Origin of the sequence: Maribacter sp. Hel_I_7, assembly GCF_000688315.1 — a bacterium.
GTDB classification, from domain to species: Bacteria; Bacteroidota; Bacteroidia; order Flavobacteriales; family Flavobacteriaceae; genus Maribacter; species Maribacter stanieri.
Genome location: NZ_JHZW01000002.1, coordinates 341360 through 362886, shown reverse-complemented (window position 1 = coordinate 362886; position 21527 = coordinate 341360). Strand labels below are relative to the sequence as shown.

The 21527-nt window shown below is 35.0% G+C and carries 17 protein-coding genes; 8 read left to right on the top strand and 9 right to left on the bottom strand.

The window, feature by feature from the left end:
• Position 1 precedes the first annotated feature (1 nt).
• Together P178_RS0103135 and P178_RS0103130 are read right to left on the bottom strand one after the other, a co-directional pair.
• Entirely contained in the window at positions 2-955 is a 954-nt protein-coding gene (locus P178_RS0103135; protein WP_036145633.1) for a type IX secretion system membrane protein PorP/SprF, read from the bottom strand.
• A 3-nt stretch (positions 956-958) separates the two neighbouring features.
• Positions 959-3805, bottom strand: a complete 2847-nt coding sequence (locus P178_RS0103130) for a gliding motility-associated C-terminal domain-containing protein (protein WP_081819382.1) — start codon at positions 3803-3805, stop codon at positions 959-961.
• A gap of 251 nt (positions 3806-4056) precedes the next feature.
• Here P178_RS0103130 and P178_RS0103125 point away from each other — a divergent pair, with 251 nt between their 5' ends.
• Positions 4057-5412, top strand: coding sequence for a UDP-N-acetylmuramate--L-alanine ligase (locus P178_RS0103125; protein WP_027064847.1), 1356 nt, complete (start codon positions 4057-4059; stop codon positions 5410-5412).
• A 116-nt stretch (positions 5413-5528) separates the two neighbouring features.
• On the opposite strand, the gene P178_RS0103120 is transcribed toward P178_RS0103125, so the two are convergent.
• Positions 5529-5972, bottom strand: coding sequence for a DUF1569 domain-containing protein (locus tag P178_RS0103120; RefSeq protein WP_027064846.1), 444 nt, complete (start codon positions 5970-5972; stop codon positions 5529-5531).
• Positions 5973-6033: 61 nt separating this feature from the next.
• Here P178_RS0103120 and radC point away from each other — a divergent pair, with 61 nt between their 5' ends.
• From radC to P178_RS0103090, 6 genes are all read left to right on the top strand, one after another.
• Positions 6034-6732 (top strand): RadC family protein, encoded by a 699-nt coding sequence (radC, locus tag P178_RS0103115; protein ID WP_027064845.1) that lies wholly within the window; start codon positions 6034-6036, stop codon positions 6730-6732.
• Between the two features lie 48 nt (positions 6733-6780).
• Complete coding sequence (locus tag P178_RS0103110; RefSeq protein ID WP_231500497.1) at positions 6781-8028, top strand: polysaccharide deacetylase family protein; 1248 nt, start codon at positions 6781-6783, stop codon at positions 8026-8028.
• A complete protein-coding gene (locus tag P178_RS0103105) occupies positions 8021-8710 on the top strand; it encodes a YjjG family noncanonical pyrimidine nucleotidase (RefSeq protein WP_027064843.1) in 690 nt (229 codons plus the stop codon). Before P178_RS0103110 ends, P178_RS0103105 begins: the two co-directional genes overlap by 8 nt.
• A gap of 51 nt (positions 8711-8761) precedes the next feature.
• Positions 8762-9307 (top strand): hypothetical protein, encoded by a 546-nt coding sequence (locus tag P178_RS0103100; protein WP_027064842.1) that lies wholly within the window; start codon positions 8762-8764, stop codon positions 9305-9307.
• The gene (locus tag P178_RS0103095) at positions 9304-10743 is read left to right on the top strand and encodes a DUF5723 family protein (RefSeq protein ID WP_027064841.1); all 1440 of its coding nucleotides are present in this window, start codon (positions 9304-9306) and stop codon (positions 10741-10743) included. Before P178_RS0103100 ends, P178_RS0103095 begins: the two co-directional genes overlap by 4 nt.
• Positions 10744-10823: 80 nt before the next feature.
• Positions 10824-11726 (top strand): hypothetical protein, encoded by a 903-nt coding sequence (locus P178_RS0103090; protein WP_027064840.1) that lies wholly within the window; start codon positions 10824-10826, stop codon positions 11724-11726.
• Here P178_RS0103090 and P178_RS0103085 read toward each other — a convergent pair.
• Positions 11723-13000 (bottom strand): replication-associated recombination protein A, encoded by a 1278-nt coding sequence (locus P178_RS0103085; RefSeq protein ID WP_027064839.1) that lies wholly within the window; start codon positions 12998-13000, stop codon positions 11723-11725. The genes P178_RS0103090 and P178_RS0103085 overlap by 4 nt on opposite strands.
• A 138-nt stretch (positions 13001-13138) precedes the next feature.
• Between P178_RS0103085 and P178_RS0103080 the strand changes: the two genes are divergently transcribed.
• Entirely contained in the window at positions 13139-13882 is a 744-nt protein-coding gene (locus P178_RS0103080; RefSeq protein WP_027064838.1) for a rhomboid family intramembrane serine protease, read from the top strand.
• A gap of 6 nt (positions 13883-13888) precedes the next feature.
• On the opposite strand, the gene rlmB is transcribed toward P178_RS0103080, so the two are convergent.
• The 5 genes from rlmB to P178_RS0103055 all read right to left on the bottom strand — a co-directional run bounded on the left by rlmB (position 13889) and on the right by P178_RS0103055 (position 21511).
• Complete coding sequence (gene rlmB / locus P178_RS0103075; protein WP_027064837.1) at positions 13889-14623, bottom strand: 23S rRNA (guanosine(2251)-2'-O)-methyltransferase RlmB; 735 nt, start codon at positions 14621-14623, stop codon at positions 13889-13891.
• A gap of 67 nt (positions 14624-14690) precedes the next feature.
• Positions 14691-15437, bottom strand: a complete 747-nt coding sequence (locus tag P178_RS0103070) for a hypothetical protein (protein WP_027064836.1) — start codon at positions 15435-15437, stop codon at positions 14691-14693.
• A gap of 62 nt (positions 15438-15499) precedes the next feature.
• Positions 15500-18865, bottom strand: coding sequence for a VCBS repeat-containing protein (locus P178_RS0103065; protein WP_051638157.1), 3366 nt, complete (start codon positions 18863-18865; stop codon positions 15500-15502).
• An 88-nt stretch (positions 18866-18953) separates the two neighbouring features.
• Positions 18954-19823, bottom strand: a complete 870-nt coding sequence (locus P178_RS21345; RefSeq protein WP_051638156.1) for a hypothetical protein — start codon at positions 19821-19823, stop codon at positions 18954-18956.
• 11 nt (positions 19824-19834) lie between these two features.
• Positions 19835-21511: a SusD/RagB family nutrient-binding outer membrane lipoprotein gene (locus P178_RS0103055; RefSeq protein WP_027064834.1), complete on the bottom strand. Its 1677-nt coding sequence runs from the start codon at positions 21509-21511 to the stop codon at positions 19835-19837.
• Positions 21512-21527: the final 16 nt, after the last annotated feature.

Below are 21527 nucleotides of genomic sequence, written 5' to 3'. Positions count from 1 at the left end.
TTTAGTAGAATCTAGGAGATTTATCATAGCCTTTTTTGAGTCCCCAAAGGTCTAGGTTGAACAGCACAAAAATTTCGTGAGAACCGGTATTGAACGCGCCTAAATTTGATAAGGTATAATCGTATGCATAACCAATTCTTAATGCAGGTACTACAGACACGTTGAACATGGCACTTACAGAATCTTCTAAACGATAAGACACACCACCTTCAAAACGATTATTGAATAAGGCATTAAAAGAGAAATCTGCCGTAATGGGAGCTCCCGATACCATTTTTGTTAAGATTGACGGTTTTAATTTTAGATTAGTATTGATATCAAAAACATACCCGGCCATACCAAATAAGTGAATGGCTTCTGCACCAATACGTGTTATGCCATCTCTATTTTCTAAATGTTTAGAGGTCAATAAATTTGGAATGGATATGCCTGCGTAAAATTTATCTCTATTGTAAAAAGCACCCACACCAATATTTGGGAAGGTGTTGTTTAAGTTTTCATTAAAAGCAGGGTCATCTTGTATTTCCGGAAGTCTAAAACCATTAAAGTTTGTTTCAAACGTGGTAACACCTCCTTTTAGTCCTAAGCTTAAATTACTTTTTTCATCTAGCTTAAGAATATAGGCGAAATCCACATATATGTTATTCTCCTTTAAGGAACCGTCTCCAATATCATCTGCTATAATAGAGGCACCCATTTCTATTTTTTCTGATAACGGTGTATGTGCAAAAAAGGTTAAGGTCTTTGGAGCACCAACGGCGTTTTCCCATTGGGTTCTATATAGCGTACCAAAATTAAGCATGCCCACATCATTGGTAGTATACGCAGGGTTAACCACATTCATATTATACATATACTGGGTATACTGTGGATCTTGCTGACCTTGCAGTTTTAAAAGGAATAAAAGCAACACAATGCAGATACTCCAACGGATGTTAATTAATTTCTTTTGCATTGGTTATCTGTTTAAGTATAAGCGACCTTGTATAGGTTCAGAATTACCTTTATTGTAATTTATAATGTAGAAGTAGACACCGTTAGGTGCGGTAGATGACCCATTTCTACCATCCCAAGCAGGGTTGGTTTTGTCTCCACTAAATAACGTAGTACCGTACCTGTTTAAAATTTCTAACGTATAGTTGGGAAATATGACTTCTATGTTAGGGATGAAAAATGTATCGTTTCTGCCATCGGCATTCGGTGAGAACCCGTCTGGGATAAAAAAGTCATAATTTTCTGGATCACAATCACTGAAATCTATAGTAACAGGTAATCTTGTGTTAGTAGAGCAACCTGTAAGCGTATTGTAATTTTCAGCATAGTAAATTGTATCTACTACCAACGGTACATCATCAGTTAAGGCAATACCGCCAGTTTCTGTAGAATACCAAAGAACTTCGTTTTCTGTTTCACTTTCTAAAGATCTTAGTGCTAATACTGTTGGATTATCTAAGCCACAGACTGCTAAATTATCTGCTAGCAAAGAAGTTGGTACAACTGTTATTACAGTGGGTGTTACCTCTAACCGTTCTGAGCTGTTGCAACCGCCACTATTTGTTGCTGCAAAATAAGATTGACCATCAACAAGAACGGTAGATGCTGCTAATTCGGTATTGTCAGTATTAAACCACGTAACCGAACTGCCAGGAATAACATCAATAGTTATGTCGGCTAATGTAGGATTATCTTCAGCACAGAACAACGGATTTACATTAGTGCTTGTTGGCGCATTGGGATTACTAAAACTAACTGTTACCTGAATACGTTCTGTACCCTCGCAATTAGTCAGTGGATCGCTGTTGGTTATAAAATAATCTTCACCATCTACCAATGCCGTTGAAATTGGCAAGATGGTAGTGTCCGTTAGTGTATCGTAAAACAAGATATCTGCTGCTGCGGTCACTTCAATGTCCATTAGGGTTGGACCGCCAGGAAAATCGCTTAAACAAAATGTTTGGTTAATAGCTGCTTGCGGTGCTTCTGGCACTCCGCCTCTTGAGAAATTTTCATTCTCTTCAAACTCAAAATCTAGTCTACATGGTGTAGTGTCGTTTTGTATGCTTCGTACACTTGCAGTATAATTACCTAATGGTAATGCATCTACATCAATTTGATAAGCAGCAGTACCGCCCGTGAAATTTATGGTATTTGTGGTAAGTACCGTATTGGAACCTAGTTCTGTTACATCATAGGTAATAGTATATGTGCCATTTGGTAATATAGGCGCATCTACCAAAACATCTATTTGTGTGGCATCGCAATTATTGTCTACGATGAGGTCTAGCTGAATGGCATCTGGTAACGGGGTTACGATAAATATATCAGCTAGATTACAGTTGGTTGGAAATGTATTTAAGATGGTGGGGCTAACTTCATATTCACCACCGTCAGAAAAATTGCTTCCTGCTATGCTAAACGTTGCATTACCATTTGTAAACGCTAATTCAAAAGTTTCTGAAGTTTCTGTACTGGCATCTGGTCTCGTTAAAACATATTCAGTAGTAAAAGTGCCATTTGCAAAATTACCGCTAGTATCCAATATATTGTTTATGGTAACAGTGGCATCAGTCTGTACACATATATCTGCAACATCGGCTATGGAGCTTGCCACTAAAAACGTAGTAGGTGGTACAAATACTCTTGGACAAACATCCCTAATGGGTGTAACACTGGTAATTCCTGTTATTTCTAATGTAACCGTCTGATTAAGGGGTACTAAATCCGGATCGACTATAAAATCACCGATTCCTCCAGATAATGATGCGGCTGCAACTCCTGGGGAACCATCAATAGTATACCCTATTAAAAAAGATCCATTATGCAAAAGGTTGGCATCATACTCTAGGTCAACTACATAATCTTGTCCAAAACATATATTATCGGCAATAATATCTCCAACTAAAACAGGAAGAATATCTATAACAACGGATACTTCTCTCTTTTCGCAAACGGGATGCGTAGGAAATACTGTATACGTAAATGAAAATGAATTGTAGCCGAAATTATCGTACAGCTCTTGAATATTAATAATTGAATCATTTAGATCACTTAGTTGATTGGTGCCGCTTTCTGACCATGTTCCATTGGGATCTTCGCCTGTCAATTGTCCGTTGAGGTCAAAATTGGTAAAGGGTGAAAAGTCATCGTTGGCACAAAAGTTTACGCTTGTTGCAAAACCGGCATTTGGCGGCGGGTGAACTTCTAAAACTACCGTTGCGGTTCTACCAGTACAACTATTTACATCTGGTACGGTATAGGTGAAAATATAAATACCGGTTCCAGCGGCTTGGGCATTAAAGATATTATCTTCTAAGAAACCGGTAAACGTACTAGGGTCTTCTTCCCAAAGCCCATTAAAGTCTTGTACTTTACCATCAACATTACTTCCTAGAAATCCGTGAAGGTTTACGCTATTGTCATCTCCGCAGGCATTGGCACTACCGTCAACATTATCTTCACCAGGATAACCACCTAAATTAATAGTTACAGTTGCCGTTTGGTTACATGAAGTATTGGTATAGACAAATGAATGCGTTCCAAAATTATTAATACGCCAAAGATCAACCACACCTGTGTTTTGATTTAATGCATAGAAATTTTCTGGATTTGTGGTTGACCATGTTCCGCCAACGGTAGGTGAACCACCTAGTTGTGAGAATAGATCATAATCGCGATTAGCGACGTCGGCATCTTTATTGCATACTTCTATTGTAATGTCATTACCTGCGCATTGTGCATTAACTAAGTTTGACAAACTAAGTATGAAAAACATTATAGTAAAGAGCCTTAATTTTAATATATTCATTAATAGGGGGTTAGTTGTGAATATGATTAATGAGCGTTAAAGGTATTTGTGAAAGCTATCGTAAGAAACTATATGTTGTAAAAGTGTTAAAATGTAGGGTGAATACTACTAAATATGATAGGAAGTGTTAAAAATATGCGCATTTCATCGGTAAAAATGCTTCGGAATAGCTGATTTTCAACTCTTGAGAATGTAAGGAAGTAGGTAATAATAGTAGCACAATACGTATCTTTGCCACCTAAATTTTAGGAATGCGAATACATTTTATTGCAATAGGAGGAAGTGCTATGCACAATTTAGCGCTGGCATTAGAGCACAAAGGATATGTAATTACGGGTAGTGATGATGTCATTTTTGAACCTTCTAAATCTAGACTTGCTGCCAAAGGGTTATTACCAGTAGCGTTTGGATGGTTTCCTGAAAAAATAACAAGTGATTTAGATGCCATTGTTCTTGGAATGCATGCAAAAGCAGATAATCCTGAATTGCTGAAAGCGCAAGAATTAGGTATTACGATATACTCTTATCCTGAATTTTTATACGAGCAATCCAAAAATAAAACGAGAGTAGTTATTGGCGGAAGTCATGGTAAAACAACCATTACTTCTATGATATTACATGTGCTCAATTTCCATGATATTGAAGTAGATTATATGGTAGGTGCCCAATTAGATGGGTTTGATAGAATGGTGCACTTAACTGAGGATAATGATTTTATAGTTTTAGAAGGAGATGAGTATTTGTCTTCTCCAATAGATAGACGACCAAAATTTCATTTATATCAGCCTAATATAGCGTTGTTGAGTGGTATTGCTTGGGATCATATTAATGTATTTCCAACTTTTGAAAATTACGTTGAGCAGTTTAAAATATTTGTAGATAGTATTGTAAACGGTGGTTCTATAACATATAACATAGAAGATGAGGTAGTTAAAGAAGTAGTTGAAGCTTCTGAAAATGCGATTAGAAAATTACCATATACTACTCCAGAATATACTGTTGAAGATGGTGAAACGCTATTGGAAACTAATGAAGGGCCAATGCCAATTGAAGTATTTGGCAAGCATAACCTAAGTAATTTGGCAGGAGCAAAATGGATTTGTCAGAATATGGGGGTTGATGAAGAAGATTTTTATGAGGCAATAGCAACTTTTAGCGGAGCTTCTAAACGATTAGAGAAAATTGCAGAGGCATCAACTAGTATCGCCTATAAAGATTTTGCCCATTCGCCAAGCAAGGTTGCGGCAACTACCAATGCTGTAAAAGAGCAATACCCAAACAGAAAATTAATTGCTTGTTTAGAGTTGCATACCTATAGTAGCTTTAACCCTGAATTTTTAAAAGAATATAAGGGAGCCTTAGATGCTGCAGATGAAGCGGTAATTTTCTTCTTACCAGAATCTGTTGCCATAAAGAAGTTAGAAGCGGTAACTCCTGAACAAATATCAGAAGCATTTCAAAGAAAAGATTTAAAGATTTTTACCGATGCAGCTTCCTTTCATGAATACTTGGAAAGTCAGTCGTATGATAACACCACATTGTTACTTATGAGCTCAGGTAATTATGGTGGATTTGATTTAAGGAAATTTCAAGAGTTGATGAGTTAAGGTGGGAATTACAAAGTAAAAAGTATTAATTCTTGAGTTTTTTGAACTTGAATTTGATATTTCAAACATCCAACATCCAACATCCAACATCCAACATCCAACATCCAACAATCAAGTTATACTCCAAATTGCTTTAAATGGTGGTCTAAATGTTTGTATTGTACCTGACCCCATTGCTCTTTAGTAAACGGACCAAAAGCAGGATGTGGATACCATTCTTCACGATCACGTACGGCATAGAAATCAGCAACTAGCATTTTAAGAATGTTATGCTCAGATATAAAATCTTTATCTTCTTTAGCTTTTAATTGAGGTGCTGTAGGTAAACTTTTTCTCCATGGTTTATCATTGTAAAGCGATTTTTTGAAGAAGGTTTTAATAAACCAATTTCCTTTAGAACTATTAGGTTTATTGGCTATGGCCAATTTTAAAGGATACTGGCAATGCCAACACATTTGACCAACGGTCATTTTTCCCCAACCTCTCTCAGAGTTTTCGGTAAGTAGTTCAATTCTATTTTTAATTTCCTCGAAAGCCTCTTTGTTTAATAATGATTTCATGTCGGTTTTTTAATTGATGTATAAATTTACCATAAAATAATTTGTTCTGTATCTTTATCCAATGCACGACAAACCCACTTCGTTCTCCATTAAAAATTGGTCAGATGATGACAAGCCTAGAGAAAAACTAGTACAGAAAGGTAGATCGGTATTATCTGATGCTGAATTAATTGCCATTTTAATAGGTTCAGGAAGTAGGTCTGAAAGTGCTGTGGAACTATCTAAACGAATTTTGGCATCCGTAGACAATAACCTGAATGAACTTGGTAGGCTGTCCATTAAACAGCTAATGACCTTTAAAGGTATTGGGGAAGCAAAAGCAGTAAGTATTGCCGCAGCTTTAGAAATAGGAAGAAGGAGAAGAGGAGAAGGTGCCGCCAAAATAGAAAAAATTGGTAGTAGTAAAGATGTATACGAGATTTTACAACCACTACTGGGAGATTTGGAGCATGAAGAATTTTGGATTCTCTTTCTAAATAATTCCAATAAAGTATTGCACAAGGCGCAATTAAGTAAAGGTGGTATTACCGGTACTTTGGTAGATGTGCGTATTGTTATGAAACAAGCTCTGGAACTTGGTGCTGTTGCAATTATTTTGGCACATAATCACCCTTCTGGTACGTTAAGACCAAGTGCGGCAGATAAACAGATTACCCAGAAGATAAAAGTAGCTAGCGAAACTTTAGATATTAAAGTGTTGGATCATTTGATCATTACCCAAAAAAGTTACTATAGCTTTGCAGACGAAAAAATTCTATAGATGTTATTGATTTACACGCATAAGATTACACCGCGGCTTACCTATATCATGAGACATATCTTTGTGAATATTTTGGGCGTTGAGCTCGATTTTACCACTAAAGTAGAAGAGTTTATAAAGCATACGGGACCCAAAATCACGTATACGAAGCAACCGTTACAAAACGAATTTTTTATTAGAAGCAATGAGTTGTTATTTGAACAAGGAATAAATGATATTCAATTAAATATTGCGGACTGGGATGGAGTTCCTTGTTTTTTTCAGGCAGGGGAGAAAAGCATTCTGCCTTTTGATATGTTTGCTGCCAGTTTTTTTATGCTTTCTAGATATGAGGAGTATTTACCTCATGTAAAGGATATTCATGGTAGGTTTTCACCAAAAGACAGTGTTGCCTTCCAACACGGATTTCTTCAAAAACCTGTAGTGGATATTTGGGCGTTTAAATTGTTAGACGCACTTAAAGAACGTTTTCCAGAACTAGAGCATAAGGACAAAACCTATGATTTCATATCTGTTTTAGATGTTGCTACATCGCATTGCTATGCAAATAGGGGTGTTGTACGTGGTTTGGTTGGTTTATTGTTAGATGTTGGTACACTAAAGCTTAAAAGGGTTGTTGAACGTATTGCGGTGGGGATAAACAGGCAGAAAGACCCCTATGATAATTATGCAGAAATAATTGCCTTGCATAAAAAATATAAAGTGAAATGTAATTTCTTCTTTCAATTTGCAGATTATTCTAAGTATGATAAAAACGTTTCTACCAATAGCATCCGATTTAAATCGCTTATAAAATATGTGGCAGATTATGTGCCGGTTTCCTTGGCAGCTAGCTACAGTTCATTTTCAAATTTAGAATTACTGAAGAAAGAGAAAGCCAATCTAGAAGTGGTTATCAATAGACCGGTAAATAATTCTAAGATGCGTTATAATAGGGTAGATGTACCACAAACCTATCGTAATTTAATTGCCGCAGAATTTACGGATGACTATACCATGGGTTATACTTTTGAACTTGGGTTTAGGGCAGGTACGTGTACTACATTTCAATTCTATGATATTCCACTAGAAGTAAAACAACCTATAAAAGTACATCCTTTCGCAGTACACGATATATCGTTGTCTAAAATTAAAAAGGACCAAGATTTACTGCGTCAAGTACAACAGATTACCAATGAGGTCCAAAAAGTAAATGGAACGCTGATAACGATGTTTTCTAACGAAGTGCTAGGGAATAAGGAAGACCGTGATTGGATGGCTATTTACGCTGAAATAATAAAAGAGCAACATGTTTGAAAATAAAGTCACAGATGTATTTTTTGATTTAGATCACACCCTTTGGGATTTTGATAAGAATTCAGCATTTACGTTTCAAAAAATTTTCAAGGAGCAAAACGTAGCTTTAGAACTAGAAGATTTCTTGGAAGTTTATATGCCCGCCAACTTAAAGTTTTGGAGATTATTTAGGGAAGAAAAAATTACCAAAGAGGAGTTGCGATACCAACGGTTAAAATCTGTTTTTGATACTATGGGTTATGCTGCTAAAGATGATTTAATACATTTATTGTCAGATGAGTATATCAATAATCTCTCTTCTTTCAATACCTTGTTCCCTAATGCAATTGAAGTGTTGAATTACTTAAAACCTAAATATAAACTACATATAATCACCAACGGTTTTCAAGAAGTACAGGAAAAGAAGCTTATCAATTCTGGTATACACAGTTATTTTGATCAAATAATAGATTCTGAAATGGCAGGCGTTAAAAAGCCTAATCCTATAATTTTCAATTTGGCTTTAAATAGAGCTGGTGCCATACCTGAAAAATCTTTAATGATCGGTGATAGTTTAGAAGCTGATATTATTGGGGCTAAATCTGTAGGTTTTCATACCCTACATTTTAACGCTCATAAAGAGGAAACACATGATGTATCTCCCATAATTTACAATTTAGAAGAAATAAAATCCCTTTTATAGAGTTACTATAACTATAGGCTTGTGCCTATTTGCTTAAACTTTGAATTGGTGATGAAAGGGGTACGTATACTTTGTATGGCTTTACTTGGTTTTCTATTGGTAACTTCTTGTTCTGAGAATCAAGATTTTGACCAGCTAGATAATCTAGAAATTACCCCAGATTACGAGACTAGTATTTTTTATGTAAAGGCACAGGAAAGTTTAATAAATAGAGTAGCCGGACTCAGTTTTTTTACCCAAAATTTTAATTTTGATGCTTTTGAAGAGCCTTTTTTTACGAAAAGAGTACTTGAAGGCGTATTGACCTATGAATTGGAAAATACTACCAGTAAGCCTATTGAGATTAGACTTGAGTTTTTAGATGAAGGTGAAAATATTTTAGATACAGAAGTTTTTAGAATGGATGCTGCACCAACGGCAATATTATCTCGTGATGTCGCTTATGGTGCTACGGGTAAAAGTTTAGATATAATTAAGTCTACTTCAGAAATACGTTTAACGGCTATTAACTTAGGTGATAATAGCAGCGAGTCAGATTTACCAGACCCTTCGGTAGTGCTTCGCTCTAGCGCAAAATTCACATTGGAATTGCAATGAGATTAACACGTTGCCTTTTTGTAATATCTATGTTATTTACTTCGGGAGCTATTGCCCAGAATAAATCGGTTCTCTACGATTTTAATGAAATTCCTCAGTCACTTTCTGTAAACCCAGGTGTTGAAACAGATTTTAAATGGTTTGCCGGTGTGCCTTTATTATCCGGTATTTCTGGATATGGGGGTTCTAACGGTATATCTGTACATGATATCTTTGCTGATGATGGTGTTGATATTAATGTAAAATTTAGGGAGCGAGCTTTAAATACATTGACACCTAAAGACGAATTTAGTTCTACAATACAACTTGAATACTTAACTGGAGGATTTAGAGGAGAGAACCCAAATCTTTTTTATTCGTTTGGTGGATATTTAGAGTTTGATAATATTACCTATTGGCCACAAGATTATGCTTCATTAATATTTGATGGTAATGCAGATCAACTGGGAAGAAGATTTGACTTGGGTGATTTAAAGACGCAGGGTTCTTTGGTCAACGTTTTACATTTTGGTGTCAATAAAAAAGTAGATCGTAATTTAACGATAGGTGGAAGAGGTAAAATTTATTCAGGAATTGTTGATTATAGTTCCACTTCTAATAATGGACATTTGAGCAATACAGAAGGTCAGAACAATTTAATAGCAACCAATCTAAATGCAGATTTGTTATTACGTACCTCTGGGCTTCAAGATTTAGATAATGCCAGTGATTCAGATACGCTAACAAATGAGATTATAAGTAGAGCTCTTTTTGGCGGAGATCTTGGTTTAGGAATAGATGTTGGTTTTACGTATCACCTAACCGAAAGAACTACTATAACTGGAAGTTTATTAGATGTAGGGTTTATTTATCATTCTAGCGACCCTAAAAGTTACAGCCTTAAAGGAAACACAACGGTAGAGGGTATTCAAATAAATGTTTTAGAAAATTTTGCCAGCCTAGATCGAGATTTTTGGCAAGATTTGGTAGATGATATAGAGGCAGAAGTCCCTTTTGAAACCGACACGAAAAGTTATGTTTCTTTTAGACCTACTAAATTGTACGCATCTATAAGAAATGATTTTGGAGAGCCGGTTGGTAAAGAGGGACAACAAAGTTGTGATTGTACGGCAGGGTCTTCGGGTGGTGGAGAACTCCGTACCAAATATAGAAATTCAGTTGGTGGTCAATTATATGTTATTAATAGACCTAGAGGTCCACAAATGGCTTTGACCGGTTTTTACACTCGTAGAATTGGGAATATTTTAGCTTTGAAAGGTACTTATACCGTAGATAAATTTAGTTATACCAATGTAGGTTTAGGTATGAATCTACAAGCCGGACCGGTTAATTTTTATATAATGGCCGATAACTTGTTATCTTATAACAATATTGCCGATACTAACTATGCTTCCTTTCAATTTGGGTTGAATATTATTTCCTGGGGTCGTAATTAGAAGCATATCTTCTTCATCATATTTTATTTTTTTGGCATGCTTTTTTCATATATTACCATGAATTTAAAATATAGGTCGTTTTGAAAACAGTTATCGCATTACTATTCACATTTATAGGTTATAGCACTTTTGCACAAACAAATTTAGATGATTATAAATATATCATTGTACCAAAAAAGTTTGATGCCTTTAAAAATATGAACGAATACCAAACAAGTACATTGGTTAAGTATCTATTTACAGGAAAAGATTTTAATGCAGTTTATGATGATAATTTACCCGAGGATTTAAAATTTAATAGGTGCTTAGGGTTGTCTGCAGATATACAAGATGATAGTAGCATGTTTTCTACCAAGACAATTATTAACTTAATTGATTGTAACGATGAAATTGTATTTAGTTCTATGCAGGGTATAAGCAAAGAGAAGCAATACAAAGAAGCGTATAACGAAGCCATTAGAGAAGCTATGCGTTCGTTTAATGGAATGAACTATACATACAGTGGTAAAAGTGAAAAGAACGAAGCTGTTACCGTTGATTTTAGAAATGACGTTAAAAAACTAGATGAATCTAAAGCCGATAAAATAATTCAAATTGAAAAAACTACTGAAGTGGTGAGTTCTCAAAAAGAGCCAACGGTTATTTCAAAAGAAACAGAGAAAACTCAATATTACAAAGACAATACTCCTGTTGAATCTAATATTAAAAAAACAGAAGCTGAGAAGCCTGCTTTTAAAAGTCTAGAGATTAAAAAACCAAGTGCTAAAGATATGTGGTACGCACAAGCTACAGATAATGGTTTTCAGTTAGTAGACAGCACGCCAAAAGTTAGAATGAACTTACTAAAGAGTTCAGCTGACAATGTTTTCATGGCAAAAACCGATACCAAGAATGGTATGGTGTACCAAAAAGAAGGCAATTGGATTTTTGAATATTATGAAAACGATAAATTAATTCAAGAAGAATTAAATATCAAATTTTAAAAATCATATTTCTCTTTCCATCTATTCTTTAAGAAATCGCTAAGTGCTTTTTCACGGGCATTATTACCTGGTTTGTAAAATGTTGTACCTGTGAGTTCTTCAGGTAAAAATTCAGCGTCTACGAAATTGTTCTGGTAGTCGTGGGCATATTTATATTCTTGACCATAACCTAAGTCTTTCATTAGTTTTGTGGGTGCATTTCTTAGCGGAAGCGGTACAGTTAAATTTCCTGTTTGCTTAACTGCTTGTTGTGCTTTTCCAATAGCCATATAACTAGCATTGCTCTTTGCTGAGGTTGCTAAGTAAATGGCACACTGGCTAAGGACTATACGTGCTTCCGGATAGCCAATAGTTGTTACTGCTTGAAAGGTGGTGTTTGCCATTACCAAAGCGGTAGGGTTTGCTAAGCCTATATCTTCAGAAGCGGAAATGAGCATTCTACGGGCTATGAACTTAACATCTTCACCACCTTCAATCATTCGTGCCAACCAATACACCGCACCATTGGGGTCACTACCTCTGATGGATTTTATAAAAGCCGATATAATATCATAATGCTGCTCACCGGTTTTATCATAAAGAACTGTATTTTTCTGAACTTTTGATAAAACCAATTCATTGGTGATAACAATGTTGTCACTTGCTTCTGAATTAACTACTAGCTCAAAAATGTTTAATAATTTTCTGCCATCACCTCCAGATAAACGTAACAAGGCTTCTGTTTCTTCAAGCTTTATATTTTTAGATTTAAGCAATGAATCTTTCTCCATTGCCCTTTTAATAAGGTTTTCTAAATCATCTTTTCCAAATGCATTTAATACATATACTTGGCAACGAGAGAGTAGTGCTGGTATTACCTCAAAACTTGGGTTTTCTGTAGTAGCCCCAATTAAAGTTACCCAACCTTTTTCTACAGCTGCTAGTAATGAGTCTTGTTGAGATTTACTGAACCTATGTATCTCATCAATAAATAGAATAGGATTTTTTGCGGTAAACAATCCGCCTGCTTGCTTCGCCTTATCAATTACTTCACGAATGTCCTTTACACCACTATTAATTGCACTTAAAATGTAAAAGGGTCTTTTACTTTGTTCCGCAATAATATTGGCTAAAGTAGTTTTGCCGGTACCAGGAGGTCCCCAAAGTATTAGCGAAGGAATGATTCCTCTTTTAATTTGGTGCGTAAGAGAACCTTTTTCACCAACTAAATGGTTTTGACTAATGTATTCATCTAATGTTTTTGGGCGTACGCGTTCTGCTAAAGGTTCGTTCATAGTACAAAAGTATGATAATCTTAAAAGAGAAAATAAAAGTAATGTGCCAATTGATTGTTAAGTAAGGTTTTGAATGACAATATGACCAATTTGTAAACGTTGGTAGTATAATTGTAATTCCAATACCAAAACAAGCTCATGTCAGAAATGGGACATTTTAAGTTTTCTAATAAAATATTGGGTATTCCTCTAATGGCCATGATTCTCATATGGGTCGTTTACTGGGTAGAACTTGTTATTGGAGTTAATTTTAATGAAATGGGAGTGAAGCCTAGAACTCTTTTAGGTCTTCGCGGTGTAGTATTGAGTCCGTTTATTCATGGCTCTCTTGAGCATTTATATAACAATACAATTCCCTTGGGTATTCTACTTTCGGCATTATGGTATTTTTATAGGGATGTTGCTTGGAAAGTATTGGTGTATGGTATTTTGTTGTCAGGCTTAATAACTTGGCTAATTGGTAGAACATCTTACCATATTGGAGCAAGTGGATTTATATATGTTCTTGCAAGTTTTATTTTTTTTAAAGGAATTTTTAGTTCTCATTTTAGACTAGTAGCACTTTCATTAATTGTTGTATTTATTTATGGAAGCATGCTCTGGTATATATTTCCTGTGAAAGACGGCATGTCTTGGGAAGGACATTTGGCCGGGTTTCTAACGGGTCTATTTTTAGCGAAGGTTGTTAAGGCTAGTATTCCCCCAACTAAAAAATATGAATGGGAAAAAGAGGACTTTAAAGAAGAAGACGACCTCTTTTTAAAGCACTTCGATGAAAATGGAAACTTCAGAGAATTACCAAATGAAGAAGAATTAATTGAAGATGATGGTTTGTCAATAAACTATATCTACAAAGAGAATCGTAAAAGCGATCAGCAATAGGTTATATTACATACGTTGACGAACAGCTTCATATAAAAATACTGCACAAGCAACAGATACATTCAAAGATTCTATTTCGCCAAGTAACGGTAACTTAGCTCTATAGTCCGAAGCCTTTAAAATTGATGGTGTAATACCGCGATCTTCAGCTCCCATAACAATAGCTATAGAATCTGTAAAAGGTACATCATAAACAGAATCATCTGTTTTTTCAGTAGCTGATACAATTTTAATGCCTGATGCCTGTAAATAGAAAACGGCATCTTTTAAATGATCAATTTTTGCGATAGGAACTTTATATGCTGCACCAGCTGATGTCTTAATGGTATCTGCAGTAACGGGGGCTGCACCTTTTTTCTGTACAATGATTCCATCAACTCCAGTGCATTCAGCAGTTCTAATGATGGCACCAAAATTACGTACATCCGATAGTTGGTCTAATAGTAAAAATAATGCAGGGCCTTCTTTTTCGTTAGCCTTTTCTACTAAATCTTCTAGTGTATGAAATGCAATAGGGGAGATATTTGCAACTGCCCCTTGGTGATTACTTTTGGTTAATCTGTTTAACTTTTCAATTGGTACATAGACCATATTGATTTCGTTACGACGCAATAAACTTTCCAATTCTTTCATAAGGTCTCCTTTAAGACCTTTTTGTAGAAATACCTTGTCTATCTCTTCATTTGAATTGACAGCTTCTATAATGGCTCTTAAGCCATAAATCTGAGTGGTTTTTTGCATGGGGCAAAGGTATAAAAAAACCGCCCAACAATTGTTGGGCGGTTGTAAATCTTAATGGTAAAATATATTAACTGTTTAAATACTCAAAAACTTTTATTAAATCTTGTTTAGATTTAATGTTCAGGTTATTCTCTTTTAAGAAGATTTTCAGCTCTTCTTTTTTAGAGTCATCAACTAGCTTTAATAGTTTGTTGTTTTTCTGAGGAATTTGGTCAATTCTATTGACTCCAGTTTTTTGAAAGTAAAATTCTGTAAATTTTGTAAATCTACTTGGAACGGCTGCTATAAAAGAATTTTGAGCAGGCTGACCTTCAGTAAATTTGACAAGAGTTCTTTCGTATAAATCATACTGACTTCCTTTTTCAATAAGAGATAAGTAACCATTTATTGTTGCTTTCTTGTCCGTTACAAAAGTTTTAAAACTCAATGGCTTGGAATTAATTAGTAAACTAATTTCCTTGTCTTTTACCAATGCTTGATATGCTTCCTCTTCAGCGGCAGTTTTTTTAATTTCAATTTCTTCGTTTAGCGCATTGTATCTATAATATATTGATCCAACTACTTCATCATTGTATTTTAAGACTGTAGGGGCAAAAGTATTAGATGTATAAGGTGAACCTTGAAATTTATCTAAATCTATTTCACGTCTTTTTTGATAAGCTTCATTTACCGGACCTAAGAAATTAGAGATAACGGCCCCAGCTGCTGCATTTTGACTTGCACCACCTAAGTTTGTTGGTACTTGACCAGAGTATTGAGCTTGTAATGTGGTGCTAGCTATAGCTGTAATAGCAAACATTAATATTTTTTTCATGGTGTGGTTGTTTAAGAGGTATAATTTAAATATTTTTTTTAAACCTCTTATCTTCAGGATGTTTAATTTTTTGTTAATTCGAATGTTCTTAATTTATCATTGTTAAATCCAGCAACAAGTATTGTTTGGTCATTGAATTTTATTGATTCCATACTTTTTACATTTCCTCTTAAATAAAGTCCTGTTTTTTCCATTGTTACAGGAGTGTATCCATCTTTTCCATTAGAAATTAATGCTAGACCAGAAATAGCATCTAATCTGGGTGTTTCTACTTCTGTCTCATAAATGTTGCCAGATATTACACAATCTTCGAATCCATCATTGTTCAAGTCAAACAATGTTATGGCCAAAGTTGGAAATAATTGGCACTCATTAGGTAAAGTGATTTTTTCGAAATTGTTATCGCCTTTGTTTAAAAGAAGTATGGAATTAAACTCATTAGCTTCTTTAGAATATGATTCTTTTAATTTTTCTCCATAAATGTCTTCCATAGTGGCATTGGCAAAATCATTATAAGTAGAGAATTTATCTTTTATAAAGGGCATTTGCTGTGAAGAGCATTCTCTGCCTCTAACCGGTACGTAAGTTTCATGATATTTCTTACTAAGAACAACATCATTGATTCCGTTGTTATCAAAATCATTTGCAAATATTTTAAACGGGCTTTCATCGGTTGCTTTAAATTTTATATTTCTACCTACATTTCCTATCAAATAATCTTTTTTACCATCATTATTTATATCGGTCTCTTTTATTTTAAACCACCAGCCTTTGCTATTTAGGTCGGTATTCTCGGTTGCTACAAGTTGAAACTTTCCGTTGTGATTTTGAAATAGACCAATAGGTGTCCATTCGCCAACAGCGATGAAATCTTGCCATCCATCATTATTAAAATCTGTTGTAATGATACTGTTGATCAATCCAAAATTTTCAAGATCTGGAGCGATACTTTCTGAGACATTTTTTAATATACCATTGTCATTCTCATAAAGAATTGATGCACTATGTTTTGGGTAATTATGTGGTATTATTCTATTTCCTACTAAAACGTCATTATCCCCATCTTTATCAAAATCAATTATGGTTACAGATTTTCCACTCTTTGGATATGATTGTAAAACGGGAGTATCTAGTTTCGTAAACTCGCCCTTGCCATCATTTAAATACAATCTATCTGCATAGTACGAAGAACTTTCTCCATACTCATTACCACCACTGACTACATAAAGGTCTAAGTCGCCATCATTGTCAAAATCAAAAAATACAGATTCGGCATCCTCTTTATTTTTATCCTGTTTAAATGAATTAGGTGTTTGGTTTATAAAGCCTTTCTGCGTTTGCAGGTATAGAGTACCTGATTGGCCTGATCCGCCACCTATATATAGATCTTCTCTTCCGTCCCCATTAATATCACCTTTAGCCATAAATGGCCCTGTGTTAGATTGTTTGTAGGGTAAAAGAATTTCTTGTTCAAAATCATCATACAATGTTTCTTGATGGGTGAAATTAATACTGTACGCTTTTGGTGTTTCAGATTTAAAATAAGAATTACTTGCTATTAAAGATGAATGCTCATTTAATGTGGCATCCTGTTCTTTGAATATTATAGAAGAGTTGGCTTTAACATTGTATTTATATGAAACTTTACCGCTAGGCCATTGAATTTTTACTGTGTCAATCAAAGTTGAACTTCCAACGCCAAAATGTGCAGAGTTTGCTTGAGATGACATATAGCCTCTTACTCTTTTAATCTCTTCGTATTGGGTTTTGTTATCATGGGATATCGTAATCTTCGAAAATGATTCTGAAGTATTCCCTTGTGCGGTTACTTTTAGGAAATTCCCTAAATTGTTTTCTACAGTTTTGTTCTTGTAAAGAATTGCTTCTTGGTCAATATTGTTAATTATTAAATCAAGATCTCCGTCATTATCAAAATCTCCTTGCGCGGCACCATTGCTAAAGGTAAGATCATCTAAACCCCAGTTGCTACCTACTTCCTTAAAATTTAGATTTCCTTCATTTTTATACATGAGGTTACTAAGACTTTCAGAAGGCATTTCATCATATAATTGCTGTTTTATGTTATTCGGAATATTGCCTTTATATTTTACCTTAGTTTTATATACTTTATTTTGAAAATCATTGTCCAAAGCATATTTACGATAACCGTTAGTGATGAATACGTCCTTTAATCCATCATTATTATAATCGGATAATAATACTGACCAGCTCCAATCAGAACTAGCCATAGAAGTTAACTGAGAAATGTTAGAGTAATGGTTGTTGCCTAAGTTAAGTTGTAGCGAGTTAAACATGTATTGATGTTGAAAACCCACTGTTTTTGTTAAGTAATTAAACTTATCTGTGCTCATAGAAGCCATTAATGTTTTTGCTCTAAAATTGTCGTTAGATGCCATGTCTAGAACAAATATATCTTGTAATTGGTCATTGTTGATATCAGCAATATCTAAGCCCATACCGTAAAATGAAACCTGTTGTGTTAAATCTTTTACTGAGTTAATAAAACTACCGTTCTGGTCGTTTAAATAAATGGCATCTGGTAAATAATAATCACTAGAAATATAGATGTCTAAGTACCCATCTGAGTTGATGTCAGAGACGCATAAACCTAAACCAAAAACCGGGTTTTCTAAGCCGACTTCTTTTGTAGCATCTATAAATTTACCATCAACGTTCTTGTAGAAGTGACTACTATTAAAATACTTGGTATCTTCTGTTGTGTTTACCGTTTTAAGAAGTGAAATGGGGTCTAAACCGTATAATTCATTTTCATTCATTACAACACAATCTAGATCGCCGTCTTTGTCATAATCAAAAAAAGCGGATTGTGTGGATATGCCTGGATCATCTAATCCTAGTTCTTGTGCTTTTTCTGTAAAAGTTAAATCTTTATTATTGATGAATAGAAGATTGTTTCTGTTGCTTCTATTATTAGGTCCACCTTGAGAGATGTAGATGTCTTGCCAACCATCATTATTGATGTCAACGAAGGTTACACCATTACTCCATTTTTTTCCAGTGTTAATACCTGACGATTTAGATATATCTTCAAATTTAAAATCACCTTTGTTTAGATATAGTTTGTTTTCAACTTGGTTTCCTGAAAAGATAATATCAAGTAATCCATCATTGTTAATGTCTTCAACACCAACTCCGGCACCGTTGTAGAAGTAGTCAAAATTGAAAACATTGTCATAGGTTTCCATGTTTTCTTTTAGATTATTACTGAATGTGATGTTACTAATTTCACTTGAAATGCTTTCGAAGATTTTGGTATTTGTATTTTGATTATATGCTATTTGTTCTGAAGATTCTTTTTTTTGATTTGAACATGATAGGGTAATTGATACAAGTATAATTACAATTATCAATCTTGAATCTCTATTTATGTTGAAAAGATTTAGCATATCGGGGGGGGTGTTAAAAATTAGTTTAAACAAAATAGCTGCCCTAAGTTAAGAGGGCAGCTATTGATTAATTTAAGAATTACGAAGACTACCCGTTACAGATATTCAATGTAATAGGTCCAACTGCCGGACTTGGTCCATCAGATATTGCAGTTTCACCTGTTGGAGCAGTAATTTCATAAGTTACTTCAGAATCAAAAGCACCGGAAACAAATTCTAATGTAAATTCTGTAGCTCCTTCTGGTACCGTGAAAGTAAGTGTACCTGCACTACCATCTGGAATTGTATATGAAGATGCTTCACCATCGATAACAACATCAATAGATGCACCATTCCATCCGTCACCATAACTATCAACTAAGTCAATAGTATACTCACCTGGTACTGGAGCTGGAGGGATACATTTAATAACTGGACCGTAGAAATACGGTGCATTAAAGAATGATCCTGTAATTGTACCTGTACTGTCATCGTTAGTAAAGGTTCTACCATCTGTTAATGTTAAGATCAAACGATATTGAATTGCATCACCACCGTCGAACTCTCCTTCAACTAAACCTAATAAAGATAAAGCATTAGCTAAGGTAGTCTCATAGCTTGCTATTGGCAAACCAAATTCACCATCTGTAAAATCAGAAGGAAGAAATGTTTCTATTAAGATTTCATCAACTGTAGAATCACCGTTACCCGCTGTATTGTCTTCAAAGCTAATGTATAGATCAACTTTTTCTAACAAATCTCCATCTTCGTAATCTTGCTCTTCAAAGGTGAAGCCAAAAGAAGTAGATGTATCGAAACGGTCAAATACTCCGCCAGATTCAATTGTTCTTAAAACGGCACCTCTGGTAGTTTCAGCAAATACTTCGTCAATTACTTTACCTCCATCATCATCACATGATGTTATTAGTAGAGAAGAAACACCGATTATAGCGCCTAGTATTTTATTGTTTATTTTCATTTTCTTAATTTTTAGTTAGCAGATGGGAAAGCTGGTCCGGCTGGATTAGTATCCCAAAATACTTGAGTTGATAAATCAGATTTCTGAGAAACATTCGAGTTTGTAATAACCTCTGTTTGAGGATACAAGAATGATCTTGGAAAAGACCCTGGGTTTAATTCCCAGTTAGGTGCCAAAGTTGTTGGGAAACCTGTTCTTCTGTAGTAGTTAAATGCTTCAACACCACCACCGTAAAGTGCGATCCAATATTGTTCAGACAAAATGTTTGTTTGATCATCACCAGAAGCAGCTAAATAATCAGCAACAATACCATCAATGTATGTTGTTACTTCAGCATCAGAAGGAGCAAAAGAAGTATCAGCAGTACCATCTAAAGATCCAAAACCTTGTACTTTTTCTATTGACTTTGTCATTGCCGATTCTAAAAATGCAGCTTTAGCAGCAGGAGAGCTAGCTATTTCAGCTTGCCAGAAATCAACATATGAAGCTAAGATGATAGGTTCGATACCTGCACCTCCGCCACCTAGGCCAAGACCAACACCACCAAAGCTATTGTCATCAAAACGACCTGCAGCTGGATAAACACCTACAGCTGTTCTAAGGAAACCATCTGGAGGAGTACCTTCATTGTTTCCATGAGATCTTCCCCAGTATCCATTAGGAACTGAACAATAAACAAATCCATCATAATGAGCTGGAGCAACTGCTAAAGAACACGCTAAGTCTTCTTCACTTGCTGGTTCTCCTGCAGCACCTGGTGTAGCATCAACTTGACGATAGAAATAATATCTAATTCTAGGGTCATTCTTTACTAACATGTTATTCATCAACCAGTTTGATTGGTAGATGTTAGCACCACTTGGAGTGTAATCATCTTGGTAATCTGGGTGACGTGTATCTGGCTGTAAATCTCTTGCTCCATATTGGAATTGGAAATCATCACTAGAGTCAGCAATATAATCACCAGAAGCGATAATAGAATTAAATGTGCTAACGTCACCAGTAGTTACGGCAGCTTTTAATTTAATTGTATTAATTAATTTAATCCATTGATCAGTGTCTCCACCGTAGAAAAAATCTGTTGCACCTTGATCGGCAGGACCTGCAGCAAATAATGCTTCAGCCTCATCTAATAAAGCTAATGCTCCTGTGTAAACCGCTTGACCATCATCTAATAATGGAGCAGGAAAATCTACAGGGTTACCAGCTTCGCTCAAAGTTGCTTTTCCAAGATAATCTGTAAGTAATAAAAGCATATGTGCTTTTAGAGTTTGGCCAACAGCTATATGGAAAGAGAAATCAGTATCAGTTCCTTCGTCAATAACTTGAAGGTTTGCTACGTTAGGAAAAATTCCTAAATCAACATCTGAGGTGAAAACATCACCATTACCATCTGTACTACTGTAAAGACGCTCCCAAACATCATCTAATGTGTTACCTGGGTAGGTGTTAAAATAGTTACGTCCAAGCATGTAATCAATTCTTGTTAACTCAGAACCAATATCATTTAATTCGTACATGTTGGCTACATAAGCTAACTGAATAGAATTCAATAGCAAATTTGGATCTGCTTGATCTGCTGCCAAATCATTAGGGCTAGTCCTAAGATCTAGGTCTGTTGTTTCACAAGAGTTTAATAGCACTCCTGCGGTAAAAACAACGGTTATATATTTAATTATTTTTTTCATAATATTTCTATTAATT

Bases quoted from the DNA above. Each gene is read 5' to 3' on its own strand.
- P178_RS0103100 (WP_027064842.1), top strand. From the start codon at position 8,762: ATGAAAGGGGTACGTATACTTTGTATGGCTTTACTTGGTTTTCTATTG.
- P178_RS0103105 (WP_027064843.1), top strand. From the start codon at position 8,021: ATGTTTGAAAATAAAGTCACAGATGTATTTTTTGATTTAGATCACACC.
- P178_RS0103070 (WP_027064836.1), bottom strand. From the start codon at position 15,437: ATGAAAAAAATATTAATGTTTGCTATTACAGCTATAGCTAGCACCACA.
- P178_RS21345 (WP_051638156.1), bottom strand. From the start codon at position 19,823: ATGAAAATAAACAATAAAATACTAGGCGCTATAATCGGTGTTTCTTCT.
- P178_RS0103080 (WP_027064838.1), top strand. From the start codon at position 13,139: ATGTCAGAAATGGGACATTTTAAGTTTTCTAATAAAATATTGGGTATT.
- P178_RS0103085 (WP_027064839.1), bottom strand. From the start codon at position 13,000: ATGAACGAACCTTTAGCAGAACGCGTACGCCCAAAAACATTAGATGAA.
- P178_RS0103055 (WP_027064834.1), bottom strand. From the start codon at position 21,511: ATGAAAAAAATAATTAAATATATAACCGTTGTTTTTACCGCAGGAGTG.
- P178_RS0103130 (WP_081819382.1), bottom strand. From the start codon at position 3,805: ATGAATATATTAAAATTAAGGCTCTTTACTATAATGTTTTTCATACTT.
- P178_RS0103110 (WP_231500497.1), top strand. From the start codon at position 6,781: ATGAGACATATCTTTGTGAATATTTTGGGCGTTGAGCTCGATTTTACC.
- P178_RS0103135 (WP_036145633.1), bottom strand. From the start codon at position 955: ATGCAAAAGAAATTAATTAACATCCGTTGGAGTATCTGCATTGTGTTG.
- radC (WP_027064845.1), top strand. From the start codon at position 6,034: ATGCACGACAAACCCACTTCGTTCTCCATTAAAAATTGGTCAGATGAT.
- P178_RS0103125 (WP_027064847.1), top strand. From the start codon at position 4,057: ATGCGAATACATTTTATTGCAATAGGAGGAAGTGCTATGCACAATTTA.
- P178_RS0103120 (WP_027064846.1), bottom strand. From the start codon at position 5,972: ATGAAATCATTATTAAACAAAGAGGCTTTCGAGGAAATTAAAAATAGA.
- P178_RS0103095 (WP_027064841.1), top strand. From the start codon at position 9,304: ATGAGATTAACACGTTGCCTTTTTGTAATATCTATGTTATTTACTTCG.
- rlmB (WP_027064837.1), bottom strand. From the start codon at position 14,623: ATGCAAAAAACCACTCAGATTTATGGCTTAAGAGCCATTATAGAAGCT.
- P178_RS0103065 (WP_051638157.1), bottom strand. From the start codon at position 18,865: ATGCTAAATCTTTTCAACATAAATAGAGATTCAAGATTGATAATTGTA.